The following is a 12,620-nucleotide window of genomic DNA, read 5'->3' on the forward strand; positions in this document are numbered from 1 at the left end:
TGTACCGAGGCTTTTATCTATTTATTCTATGTATTAATATCTAAGTACTAACAGGCGATTACATCATGCCGCCCATTCCTCCGCCACCCATTGGAGGCATTGGAGCAGCCCCTTCTTTTTCTGGCTCCTCGGCTACCACACACTCGGTAGTCAATAGGAGAGAAGCAATAGAAGCAGCGTTCTCAAGGGCCAGGCGGGTAACTTTTGTAGGATCGATTACACCGGCAGCAATAAGGTTTTCGTACTTATCTTCTCTGGCGTTGTAACCGTAGTCAGCCTTACCATTTTTCACTTCGTTTACTACTACAGAGCCTTCGCCACCAGCGTTGGCCACGATAGTTCTCAACGGAGCTTCTACAGCCATTCTGATGATGTTTACACCAGTAGCTTGATCTTCGTTATCCACTTTCACTTTATCCAAAGCAGCAGCAGCTCTAATCAAAGCTACACCACCACCGGCAACCACACCTTCTTGTACGGCAGCTCTGGTAGCGTGCAATGCATCGTCTACTCTGTCTTTCTTCTCCTTCATTTCTACCTCAGTAGCGGCACCAATGTAAAGGATAGCCACACCACCAGAAAGCTTAGCAAGTCTTTCTTGCAATTTCTCTCTGTCGTAGTCAGAAGTAGTGTTTTCGATCTGAGTCTGGATTTCTTTAACTCTGGCTTCGATGTGAGCAGGATCGCCAGCACCATTTACAATAGTGGTGTTGTCTTTGTCGATGTTCACTTTTTCTGCAGTACCAAGGTACTCAATGGTAGCGTTTTCCAGCTTGTAACCTCTTTCTTCAGAAATTACAGTACCACCGGTTAGAACGGCAATGTCTTCCAACATCGCTTTTCTTCTGTCGCCAAAGCCTGGAGCTTTCACGGCAGCAATTTTCAGCGAACCTCTGATTTTGTTTACAACAAGGGTAGCAAGAGCTTCACCGTCTACATCTTCTGCAATGATCAACAATGGCTTGCCTGACTGGGCTACGGGCTCAAGCACAGGAAGCAATTCTTTCATTGAAGAAATCTTCTTGTCGTAGATCAAGATGTATGGGTTCTCCAACTCAGCTTCCATTTTCTCTGTGTTAGTCACAAAGTATGGAGAAAGATAACCTCTGTCGAATTGCATACCTTCCACTGTTTTTACTTCAGTTTCAGTACCTCTTGCTTCTTCAACAGTGATTACACCATCTTTACCAACTTTTTCCATGGCATCGGCAATCATTTGACCGATTTCCTCATCGTTGTTGGCAGAGATAGTACCTACTTGTTTGATCTCTTTAGAGTCTTTTATTTCTTTAGACTGGGCTTTTAGCTCAGATACTACAGTAGCAACGGCTTTGTCGATACCTCTTTTAAGATCCATTGGATTGGCACCGGCAGCCACGTTTTTAATACCTGCACCAAAAATGGCCTGAGCCAATACAGTAGCAGTGGTAGTACCGTCTCCTGCGCTGTCGGCAGTTTTTGAAGCTACTTCTTTTACCAATTGTGCACCCATGTTTTCGATTGGCTCTGAAAGCTCAATTTCTTTAGCTACAGAAACACCATCTTTAGTTACAGTTGGGGCACCGAATTTTTTGTCGATTATTACATTTCTACCTTTAGGACCTAAGGTTACTTTCACAGCGTCTGCCAAAGTATCAACACCTTTTTTCAAACGATCTCTGGCATCATTACGAAAGAATAAATCTTTAGCCATGTCTTTATAATTTTTGGGTTTTCAGTTTTAAGATTAAGAATTGATGATTGCAAAAATGTCAGACTCCTTCATGATCAAGTAGTCTTTTCCTTCAACAGTGATTTCAGTACCGGCATACTTGCCATAAAGCACGGTGTCACCTGTTTTCACTGTAAGAGGCTCATCCTTCTTGCCGTTACCGGCTGCTACAATAACACCTCTTTGAGGCTTCTCTTTTGCAGTGTCAGGAATGATGATACCTGAAGCAGTTTTTTCTTCAGCAGCAGCAGGCTCAACCAGAACTCTATCTGCTAGTGGAGTAATGTTAACTTTAGACATTTTTCTTATTGGTTTAAGAGTTTGATTCAAAAATTTACAGTCGCCCTTATTGCACTTTGTGTGCCAATTGCAGATTGTGAACTTTTGGCAGACAAGCAGCGTCAGCCCTGTCAGTATCTGTGTCTGCTCATTGCCTGTTGTCAGTTATTATATGACAGATTTTCACGCTTTGCTCGTTTATTCTCTTTGAAGGCTGCTCAGAAGGTGTTATCTTCTGTGTCAAATAAATCGTATTAATCTGTCAGATTAATGGTTTACGAACATTCCAATTGGCACGTCATCCCCGGGTTTATTTCTGGGGGAGAATTAAGTGGCCAGGTCTGCTACCTAAACAGGTTTGTCTGTTGGCCGACCAGCTGAGCATAACGTACAGGATGTTCATTAGTAATGGTATTAAACTTTTCATCTATGACACAATTAAAAAAAGACTGGATCACCGATGGGCTAATAGATTTTGAGTACAAGAAGTATGTGCTATTAGCCTATCTCAAGCATGTGGAACAAAATTTTGACAAAACCAGACTCTTTCCTTTTCTAACCGAGCTTATTGAGCATTATAAGGATGCCAAAATGCTAAAGGATAAAAAGAAAACCATACGCTCCGAAATGCCTAAAGAAATTTCACGGTTAGACCTTAGCAAGCTGGAAATCATTTATAAGGAATTGGATGAAGAAAAAGATTTGCTGAAAGACATTGAGGAGATTGTGGATTATGCCATTCCTACCATGGAGCGTACCCTTGGTAAGGGTAAGGAGCTGCATGAGTGGGTGGAGTCTGAGCTCAAAATAGACCCAATTGGTATAATACCCATGTACAAAGATGAGGGCTATGTAATGCTCGAAGTAGGAGACTCTAAACTCACCAGTGTGTTTCAGTATCAGGTAAAGAAGTTCATTATGTTCAATGAACAGATGAGAGGAGTATACTTTAAGTTTATCGACAATATTGCCAGAGGGGTGGGAGATACGTTTGAACAAATAAAACTTAGACTCATTAAAACCTACAAAACCTTACCCAATCCGGCTACATTCCTTATTCATGGAGGGCTTCCTTTGCCGCTGGAAGAAACGCTGATACCCATGAGTAAGAAATTGGTACTGAAAACCATACATCAGCTCTGATTTGCACGGTCAGAACCGTTCGGGCATAGAGTTCTCGGTTTATAACGAGTAATTTTTTAGATTAAGAATCAATTTTTTCAACTAAAACTAATCCTGCGAACACTATGCCCGCACTCAGACATCTCCTGACTATTTTTTTGTTGTGTCTTGTGGCCGCTAGCTGCCAAACCCATAACACTACCATTGAGCTTTTTAACGGAGAAAACCTGGATGGTTGGACCAATAATGGCGAAGAGTTATGGTATGTGGAAAATGGAGAGCTGGTTTGTGAGAGCGGCCCTCAAGCTCAGTATGGTTACCTGACCACCAACGAATACTACAATGATTTTGAACTGACGCTTGACTTCAAACAAGAAGCCAATGGTAACAGTGGAGTTTTTATTCGCTCTACTGTAGAAGGAACTAAAGTGAGTGGATGGCAGGTAGAAGTGGCTCCTCCAGGCAATAATACGGGTGGAATTTACGAGTCTTATGGTAGGGGCTGGCTCATTCAGCCGGAGCCCGAAAAAGATAGCGCCCTGAAAATGGGAGAGTGGAATACCATGAAAATAAGGGTGGTTGGCGATGAAGTTACCTCATGGCTCAATGGTACTGAAATGGTTCACCTGAAAGACGAGAAAATCGGGGCTGGTAAAGGCTCTATTGCCCTGCAAATTCATGATGGAGGAGGAATTAAGGTTAGGTGGAAGAATATAAAATTGAAAAAACTAAGTGAATAACTCTATCCCCAATGTTTCGGAGCCTAAAGGGATTTTTTGGATATCAAAAACTTAATCCTGCACTGCTGCTTCTGCCGGCAGGCAGGCTTCAGGGCCAGAGCAAAGTTTAACCCTCAATTGATCAGCACCAAACACTAAGACTCATTAACTATCAACGAATAACCATTAACGAATAATCAAGAATCAACCCAAACATGAAACGAAATTACCTATTCGTACTACTAGCTGCAGGTGTCTTTTCCTGTGGTTCCGGCTCCAAAACAGAGAATGCGGAAACATCAAATGCACAGGATGATGGCTGGATTTACCTTTTCGATGGAACAACTACAGACGGTTGGAGAGCTTATAATGGAGAGGAGCTTCCGCCACAATGGACAATTGATGAAGAGGGTGCTCTAACCTTTGATACAGAAAAACGACTAGAAGAAGATTGGCAGGGAGGAAAAGACATCATTTATGCTGCTGAAGAGTTCGATAATTTTGAGCTTTACCTGGAATGGAAGCTACCCGAGGGTGGCAACAGCGGTATCTTTTATCATCTCAAAGAAAACGAACCGGGAGGCCCTCCGGAAATATCTCCAGAGTACCAGCTTTTAGACGATTTAGGTTGGGAAAGAATTAATAATGCCACCTTAGAAGAATGGCAGAAAACCGGTGCCGACTATGCCATGTACCCACCCGATACTACTCAAAAAATTGTGAAGCCGGCAGGGGAGTGGAACACATCCAGAATACTGTTTACCCCCCAAAAAGTAGAACATTGGCTCAACGGAAAGAAGATTGTTGAGTTTGTGCCCTGGTCAGACGATTGGTATGAGCGTAAAGCAGCCGGTAAATGGAAAAGTTCTCCCAAATACGGATCGTTTAAGTCAGGCTATATCGGCCTTCAGGACCACGATAGCCCCCTATGGTTCAAGAATATTAAGATCAGAAAATTGTAATACACTGCTTTAGGACTTTTGATTCCAAGGTAACCAAGGGTAGGTCAGATTCTTCGACTCTGCTCAGAATGGAAAACAATTGTTGCCTACAACTCAAAGAAAGAATTATGAATAAAAGAGATTTTATAAAGAGTGCTGCGTTGCTTACAACCGCATCGGTTTTACCCACTTCTGTATGGGCTATGGGCCAAACAGATAAACTAAGGACTGCCCATATTGGAGTAGGAGGAATGGGCTTGGAAGACCTCAAAGCCATTTCTTCACACTCATCGGTAGAAGTGGTAGCTCTTTGCGATGTAGACGCGAATAATCTGGCAGCGGCCAAGGCGCTTCATCCAAATGCCAGAACTTTCAGCGACTATAGAACGATGCTTAACGAAATGAGCAGTGGAATTGATGCAGTAGTGGTTTCAACTCCTGACCACACTCATGCACCCGCTTCTATGATGGCTATGAATATGAACAAGCCCGTGTATTGTCAGAAACCACTTACCCACCATGTAACTGAAGCCAGGGCAATGAACAAACTAGCTGCCGAAAAAGGGTTGGTTACGCAAATGGGCATTCAAGTGCACTCGTTTTACGACTACAAGCTGGCCACGGAGTTGATTCGCTCAGGAATAATAGGAAAAGTTAAAACTGTAAGAGCCTGGTCTCCCAAAAACTGGGGCTATGATGGCCCTGTTCCTGAAGGTAGTGATCCTGTTCCTTCAACACTCGATTGGAACCTATGGCTGGGAACCTCTGCCGAAAGGCCTTATAAGGAGGGCTTTTATCATCCCGGAAACTGGCGTAAACTGGTAGACTATGGTTGTGGAACATTGGGCGATATGGGCGTTCATATATTCGATACACCATACAATGCGCTGGCATTGGATATTCCTAAAACCATTAAAACGAAATGTAGAAAGCCCAATGGCTTTGGTTTTCCAGAGCACAATACAGTAACCTATGAGTTTCCCGGAACGGCCTATACTACCAAGAAATTTAAATGGATTTGGTACGATGGGGAAGGGGCACCAAAAGCGCACAAAGACCTGAGACTTCCTAATAATGATCAGCTTCCCGATCAGGGAGCCATGTTTATAGGCGAAAAAGGAAAGCTTCTATTACCTCATTTTATGCAGTTGCCACGGCATATTGTAGATGGACAATACGTAGATCTGGACCTTGAAAAGTTTAAGTATGTGGGAGAACCGGTGAGAAACTATGAGCAGGAAGGTAAGAAGCATTACCATCAGTTTGTAGATGCCTGCCTGGGTAAAGGACAAACCACGGCTCCTTTTTCTTATGCTGCCCGACTCACAGAAACCATACTTTTAGGAGTGATAGCCGGAAGATTCCCTAATAAAAAACTGCATTGGGATAGTAAGAAGGCGCGTTTTAGAGAAACTGCTGCCAATGCCTTTCTCGACTCTCCGTATCGCAATTTTTAAGAAGCCCTTTCTGGTTAAAATAAAGAAGCCCGAACATAACTGCTCGGGCTTCGCTGTATTTTAAGCTATAAGTTACTGCTGCTCAGTGGTATCGGTAGGGATAGTGCCAATGGTAGAAGAAACAGTATCAGGAGCTATAGTCTCAGACTGTACACTACCACCTCCCTGGCTCTGCTGGGCGGCATCAATGTTAGGGCTGGTAAAGCCACTGGCTCCCCGGTCGATCATTAAACTCGATGAGAGGCTAAAAACAATAAGTGCAACAATAAACACCCAGGTTGCTTTCTCCAAAATGTCGGTGGTTTTCTTGACACCGATGATCTGTTGGGCTCCTCCGCCACCAAACTGGCTTGACAATCCACCGCCTTTTGAGTTTTGCATCAGGACGATGAGTATTAGCAATACTGCTACTATGATTGCCAAGATGATGAATAACTTAAACATTCTATTCCGACTTTAATTTTTCAATTTGGGTGGCAAAGTAAGTGCTTTTTTCAGGAAACTTCAAACGCAGCTTTTCATAAATGTCAATTGCTCGTTTTCGCTTGCCTTGTTTCACCATTAGTTTTGCCAAAGTTTCTGTTTCAAAGTCCTCATTGTGCCTTATAGACTTACTGGCCAAATCTTCCAGGCCATTGGCACCTTCAGAATCCGCAAGTTTTTGCCGATCTATCTGAGGTTCGTTTTGAATGAACTTTTCGATTAGCTCAATCTGGTTTTTTCGTTTGCTTTTCGATTGTTTGGGCGCTTTCTCAGTGGCGCCATTTTCTTCATCGATGGGGCGGCCCGAAAGCAAGGCTTCAATGCGTCTTTTGGCTTCCTCTATTTCTTTAATGTCTCGCTCAATGGTTTCGGGAGCCACAACAGGAGAGGGCTGCTTCTTTGTGGTTTCAGGCACAGGAGCTGGTGCTGCCTTTTGTTCTTTGCCGGTGGAATGGCTCTCAGCTTTTGCAGGAGTAGAAGCTGAGGGCGCAGCCTGCGTGGTTTGGGCAGCGATCTCTTGTTCAACTACCTCTTTTTCTTTAAAAGCATAGTCGCCTTCAATAATTTCTTTTAAATGGGCTCTGTTGGCAGAGTAGATGGCAGCCTTTTTTATGAAAGCTTCGGTTTTAGGGTGTTGCCTGTCTCTGAGTGCTTTGGCCACTACCACATATAGACTCTGAAAATACGGGTATTTCTTCCGGTATTCATTCAGTGCTTTAATGTCGGCATTGGTGACCTTTGAGGGGTCTTTTAGCAAGGTATTGAAGCGCTCTCGATCCACTTTACACGCAGTTGAATGACGAAAATAGAAGGAAATTTACCATTGGGCAACCGAGGCTTGGAAAATGTCGAAATATAAAGCTTCAAATATTTCTTCAACTAAGTCGTCTTCAACAGCATTCAGGGTAGTAGAGGCCGGATCATAATCGGCATAAAAAGTAAAGAGACGCTGAAAGCTTTCTTCTTCTTTCTTGGTGTTGTTGAAAACTACCTGTACACCTATAGATAATCGCATGAGGCCGGTACCATCGGCCCTCGTATTACTACCGGAAGAGCTTATGGCCTGAGGAGCCACCCGATAGTCAGAAATACTGCCTTCGAACTGCAGGTCGCCCTGGCTATTGACTACTTCGAGTTTGGTTCTGCGCTGAAAGTAGTCTTTGAGACCTTCTGTAAAGGTTTGCGCCATGTTGGGAGGGCCTTGTCCTACTTCGTTAATAAAGTTGGCTATGCTTACGGTTTTGGTAGTGCTATAATCAATAGAGGCACCATCGAACGAGTATATGCCGCAACCTATAAACAACAGGCATAGGGGCAGGAGAAGCCACTTAGTCAATTTCATATTGCTTAATCTTTCGGTAGAGAGTACGCTCAGAAATGCCCAAATCTTGTGCCGCGTATTTTCGCTTATTGTTATTTTTTCTTAAAGCCTTAATAATCAGTTCCTTTTCTTTTTCCTCAATGCTCAACGATTCGTCCTCTTCATGGGTAATGTCGTGTACGTTTTCATAGTCATAGGTGTCATCGTCATTGTCGGTAGACTTAATGAAGATCGGTTCACTGAAGTCCTTTTGGGCAACTTCCTGAGGCAGTGAGGGAGTGTTTTCCAGGTTGCCAAAAAGATTGGGATTTTCTTTAATTACACTCGTGTCTACATGTCCGTTTTCAATCAGGTCATGAACGAGCTTTTTCAGGTCGTTCATATCTTTTTTCATATCGAACAGCACTTTATACAGCAGGTCTCTCTCATTGAGATTTTCCGATTTTTCTGAAAAACCTCCCTTGTAAATGGCTGGAAGACTAGAGCCTTGCTGGGGAATGTATTTGAGCAGTGTTTCGGCCGTAATGATTCGGTCCATTTCTAAAGCCGACATTTGTTCAACCAGATTCTTGAGCTGACGAATGTTTCCGGGAAAGCGATACCTTAGTAATACCTGCTTGGCATCTTCAGTAAGCTTTATGCTTTCTACTCGGTATTTTTCTGCAAAATCTGAAGCAAATTTTCTAAACAGCAGGTCTACATCGTTGCCTCTTTCTCGCAAAGGCGGAACGTAAATGGGTACTGTGCTTAGGCGATAGTAGAGGTCTTCTCTGAATTTTCCTTTTTCAACAGCCTCTAACAGATTCACGTTGGTTGCAGCCACCACACGCACATCGGTTTTTTGAGTTTTGGAAGACCCTACCTTAATAAACTCTCCGTTTTCCAGCACCCGTAAAAGCCTTGCCTGGGTTTGCAAAGGCATTTCGCCAATTTCATCGAGAAAAATGGTTCCTCCATTGGTTACCTCAAAATAGCCTTTTCTCGATTCGTAGGCTCCCGTAAAAGAGCCTTTTTCATGACCAAAGAGTTCAGAGTCTATGGTGCCTTCCGGAATTGCTCCGCAGTTTATGGCAATAAATTTTCCGTGTTTTCGGGCACTGAGCTGATGTATGATTTTGGAGAAGGATTCTTTACCACTACCACTTTCGCCAGTAATGAGCACGGTCATGTCGGTAGGTGCCACCTGTGCTGCCACCTGTATGGCATGGTTGAGCTTGGGGCTGTTACCTATTATTCCAAACCGTTGTTTTATACTCAAGTATTCGTTGCTACTCAATGTTAGTTGTGTTTAGGCTACTACTTCACCAAAGAGTGTTGCAGCAGTACAGTCGTTCACCAATACGTTCACGTATTCGCCTTTTTTGTGGTTTCCTTTAGGAAAGATTACCACTTTGTTGGCGGTGTTTCTTCCTTGCAATTGCTCTTCAGAACGCTTCGAAGTTCCCTCGATCAACACTTTGTGTACTTTGCCCAAATCCAATTGGTTACGTTCCAAAGAGTGCTCTTGTTGTTTGGCAATAATTTCCTGAAGCCTTCTTTTTTTAGTTTCCAGCGGAATATCGTCTGCATATTTTTTGGCGGCTAGAGTGCCTGGCCGCTCTGAGTAAAAGAACATATAGGAGAAGTCGTACTTCACGTAGTCCATTAGCGAAAGTGTGTCCTGATGTTCTTCTTCAGTTTCTGAGCAGAACCCGGCAATCATATCGGATGAAATGCCACATTCTTGCCCCAATATGCTTCGAATAGCATCCACCCGATTGATGTACCACTCTCGGGTGTAAGTTCGGTTCATCAGTTCCAGAACTCTTGTATTGCCGCTTTGAGCGGGCAGGTGAATATATTTACAGATGTTCTCGTACTTTTTCATGGTGTAGAGAACTTCGTCTGTTATGTCTTTGGGGTGAGAGGTTGAGAATCGAACCCTCAGGTCGGGAGAAACCTTGGCTACCATTTCCAAAAGGTTGGCAAAGTTAATAACCTCTACTTTCTCACCTTTTTTCTCTTTCTTTTCTAACCAGGCTTTGTTGTTTTCATTGGGCGACCATTTGTAGCTATCTACATTTTGCCCCAAAAGAGTTACTTCGCGATAGCCTTGGTTGAAGAGGTCTTGCGCTTCTTGCACAATAGAATGAGGATCGCGACTTCTTTCTCTTCCGCGGGTGAAGGGAACTACGCAAAATGAACACATGTTGTCGCAACCTCTCATAATAGAGATGAAGGCCGTAACGCCATTTGAATTGAGACGAACAGGGGAGATGTCGGCATAGGTTTCTTCTCTCGAAAGAAAAGTATTCACTGCCTTAAGGCCGTCTTCGGCCGATTCTACAAGCTTTGGCAAGTCGCGATAGGCATCGGGTCCCACCACTACATCTACTATTTTTTCTTCCTCAAGCAGTTTGTCTTTCAATCGTTCGGCCATGCAACCCAATACTCCAATGGTCATGTTGGGCTTGCTTTTCTTTACAGCATTGAAGTGATTGAGCCTGTTACGAACGGTTTGTTCGGCCTTCTCACGTATGGAACAGGTATTGAGAAAGACCACATCGGCATTCTCAAAGTCAGAAGTAGTATCATACCCATTCTCCTTCATAATGGAGGTAACGATTTCACTATCTGCAAAATTCATCTGACAGCCATAGCTCTCTATATAGAGCTTCTTTGCTTTGCCGGTATTCTCCTCTTTAGAGGTTTTTACCGTTTCCATGGCTTCCTGACTGTTTCTGTCGACTATATCAATGTCTTGAATGATATTGCTCATACCTTTCCCTGCTCAGTTTTGAGGCGCAAATATAATCCTTTTCGGTGGGAATTGTGACAGATTGGCAGGAAACTCTGAGGCTCATTTAAGTAGGGCAGGGTAGAGCTCCGCTTGGCCGACCACGTATTTCTACGCGGCAGCATAACGCGTATTTTGTATCCTGTGTGGGGTATTTATTCTCTCTAATTTCGCATAGAACAAATTAACCTTAACATGAAAAACAAATTATTTGGCGGCATTTCGTGGGTGTTCTTTGCCCTGGTATGTCTTGCCTATTCATCTTGTGAAAAGAAAGTGGAGTTGCCAAAGTACACTTACTCGCTAAGCCTGGCTTTGAAACCTCAGCAAAATGCTCCGGCTTTGCAATCATTTGTACATGGAGTAGATGGTGACAATTGGTTGCTTTTTGCCGGACGTACCAATCAGGACTTAGATGATGGAGGTCTTCACGATCTCAATGGCAATTACACTTCTACCTCATTTGTGCCTTGGTCTTTCAATGAAAACATTCTGGTTTATAATGTGGCCACCGATGAGCTTCAGGGAATGTCTTTCGATGATATGGTAGCAAAAATTCAAGGATACAAAGCCAAAACCGGCTTACTGGCGGCTTTAAAGGCAAACGAAACCATTTTCAGAAATTCTAACCCTTTGGTAACACAGCAAGGCGAATATGTATATGTGTTAGGAGGCTATGGCACGCCCATAAGCGATACGCAGAGTTCTGGTGCCTATGAAACCTTTAACCAATTGGCTCGGGTGCATGTGCCTTCTCTCATTAACCTGATAACCACCGATTCGCAAGAGGGCATTGACTGGAAGAACATATTTGCTTTTGGAGTGCCGGATACGCTGAGAAGTACCGGAGGAGAAATGCTAATGATTGGAGATTCGCTCTACGTAGCCGGAGGGCATAATTTTGGAAATAAGGCTTCTAATTTTCAGAAGTACCTGGACGGTGTTTTTCCTATGAAAATCACTAAAACGGACTCTTTCTCTTTAAAAGCAGCCTTGGGTGCTCCAATCTCCGACTTACCGGCAGCATCTATAAGCAAGAGTTTTGCAGACAATAAGTCCACTTTTCGCAGACGAGATGGCCCAATAGTACCTGCATTGTTTAAGAACGGCAATGAACTAAATGCCGGCCTCACTTTTTACGGTGGTGTTTTTAAACCGGATAGTGTAGTCATAAAAGATAAGGATACCACGAGCTATTTATTGGCCTGGAACGATGCCATTTATGTGCACCCGGGTATTAAAGCCAATAATGCGGATACTTCGAGTGCTTATTATACTGTAGATTCAAAGTACTATCAGGCCAATCTTAATGTGTATTCCTGTGTAGATATAGAACTGTACGATCCAAACACCAATACTGTAATTACCTTCTTGGTAGGGGGAATTGGGAACGGTAGCTATCAAGGGCCGGAAACTCTCTCGGAGTTTACCAACTCTTTGCTAAGCATTAGTTACGATGTAAATGGTAATTCTAGTACAAAGACTCAACTGAGTACCAACATATTTGGGACCACCAATTTTTATGGAGCTGAGTCGGCCTTTTTCTTTAAGAATGGGATCAATATTCCTACTGTAGAAGCTCTGCAGGGCGAAACAGAAGTGATTAATGCCGGTGCCCTGGAGTTTTCGAATAATGAAATTGAATTAGGTTACCTTTTTGGTGGCATTGAAGCTTTTGAAGGTGGCCCCGGTACTTATGGTCCGGGCAAGTCTTCTGCTTCTAATAAAATCTGGAAAGTGACACTTTCCAGATCCAATAATTAATAGGGGTGAAACGAAAAGAGGCCTTGCTACAAAACAATGTGGCGGCC

At 43.3% G+C, this 12,620-nt stretch carries 12 protein-coding genes; 5 read left to right on the forward strand and 7 right to left on the reverse strand.

All coding sequences use genetic code 11. The features are described 5' to 3' along the window. Window positions 1-58 precede the first annotated feature (58 nt). Window positions 59-1,693: a chaperonin GroEL gene (groL, locus tag B3O12_RS04965; protein WP_189629901.1), complete on the reverse strand. Its 1,635-nt coding sequence runs from the start codon at window positions 1,691-1,693 to the stop codon at window positions 59-61. Between the two features lie 33 nt (window positions 1,694-1,726). Further along, a complete protein-coding gene (locus B3O12_RS04970; RefSeq protein ID WP_189629902.1) occupies window positions 1,727-2,011 on the reverse strand; it encodes a co-chaperone GroES in 285 nt (94 codons plus the stop codon). Between the two features lie 408 nt (window positions 2,012-2,419). Between B3O12_RS04970 and B3O12_RS04975 the strand changes: the two genes are divergently transcribed. The 4 genes from B3O12_RS04975 to B3O12_RS04990 all read left to right on the forward strand — a co-directional run bounded on the left by B3O12_RS04975 (window position 2,420) and on the right by B3O12_RS04990 (window position 6,229). Beyond that, a complete protein-coding gene (locus B3O12_RS04975) occupies window positions 2,420-3,133 on the forward strand; it encodes a hypothetical protein (RefSeq protein WP_189629903.1) in 714 nt (237 codons plus the stop codon). Between the two features lie 104 nt (window positions 3,134-3,237). Beyond that, window positions 3,238-3,852, forward strand: coding sequence for a 3-keto-disaccharide hydrolase (locus tag B3O12_RS04980; protein ID WP_286755521.1), 615 nt, complete (start codon window positions 3,238-3,240; stop codon window positions 3,850-3,852). A gap of 194 nt (window positions 3,853-4,046) precedes the next feature. Continuing rightward, window positions 4,047-4,793 (forward strand): 3-keto-disaccharide hydrolase, encoded by a 747-nt coding sequence (locus B3O12_RS04985; RefSeq protein WP_286755523.1) that lies wholly within the window; start codon window positions 4,047-4,049, stop codon window positions 4,791-4,793. 107 nt (window positions 4,794-4,900) lie between these two features. Next, complete coding sequence (locus tag B3O12_RS04990) at window positions 4,901-6,229, forward strand: Gfo/Idh/MocA family protein (RefSeq protein ID WP_286755524.1); 1,329 nt, start codon at window positions 4,901-4,903, stop codon at window positions 6,227-6,229. A 72-nt stretch (window positions 6,230-6,301) separates the two neighbouring features. Here B3O12_RS04990 and secG read toward each other — a convergent pair whose 3' ends face one another. From secG to miaB, 5 genes are read right to left on the reverse strand one after another with little or no spacing between them, the layout of a single operon-like run. Then, complete coding sequence (gene secG / locus B3O12_RS04995; RefSeq protein ID WP_189629907.1) at window positions 6,302-6,673, reverse strand: preprotein translocase subunit SecG; 372 nt, start codon at window positions 6,671-6,673, stop codon at window positions 6,302-6,304. A gap of 1 nt (window position 6,674) precedes the next feature. After that, window positions 6,675-7,493 carry a hypothetical protein gene (locus tag B3O12_RS05000; RefSeq protein ID WP_286755526.1) on the reverse strand — a complete coding sequence of 273 codons (819 nt, stop codon included), beginning with the start codon at window positions 7,491-7,493 and terminating at the stop codon, window positions 6,675-6,677. A 36-nt stretch (window positions 7,494-7,529) separates the two neighbouring features. Next, window positions 7,530-8,054, reverse strand: a complete 525-nt coding sequence (lptE, locus tag B3O12_RS05005) for an LPS assembly lipoprotein LptE (protein WP_189629909.1) — start codon at window positions 8,052-8,054, stop codon at window positions 7,530-7,532. Further along, on the reverse strand, window positions 8,041-9,309 hold the full coding sequence (locus B3O12_RS05010; protein ID WP_286755529.1) for a sigma-54 interaction domain-containing protein: 1,269 nt from the start codon (window positions 9,307-9,309) through the stop codon (window positions 8,041-8,043). Before B3O12_RS05010 ends, lptE begins: the two co-directional genes overlap by 14 nt. Window positions 9,310-9,321: 12 nt before the next feature. Beyond that, window positions 9,322-10,791, reverse strand: coding sequence for a tRNA (N6-isopentenyl adenosine(37)-C2)-methylthiotransferase MiaB (miaB, locus tag B3O12_RS05015; protein ID WP_286755531.1), 1,470 nt, complete (start codon window positions 10,789-10,791; stop codon window positions 9,322-9,324). Between the two features lie 213 nt (window positions 10,792-11,004). On the opposite strand from miaB, the gene B3O12_RS05020 reads away from it, so the two are divergent. After that, window positions 11,005-12,573: a hypothetical protein gene (locus tag B3O12_RS05020; RefSeq protein WP_286755532.1), complete on the forward strand. Its 1,569-nt coding sequence runs from the start codon at window positions 11,005-11,007 to the stop codon at window positions 12,571-12,573. Window positions 12,574-12,620: the final 47 nt, after the last annotated feature.

Source organism: Roseivirga sp. UBA838 (genome assembly GCF_002296035.1).
GTDB classification, from domain to species: Bacteria; Bacteroidota; Bacteroidia; order Cytophagales; family Cyclobacteriaceae; genus Roseivirga; species Roseivirga thermotolerans.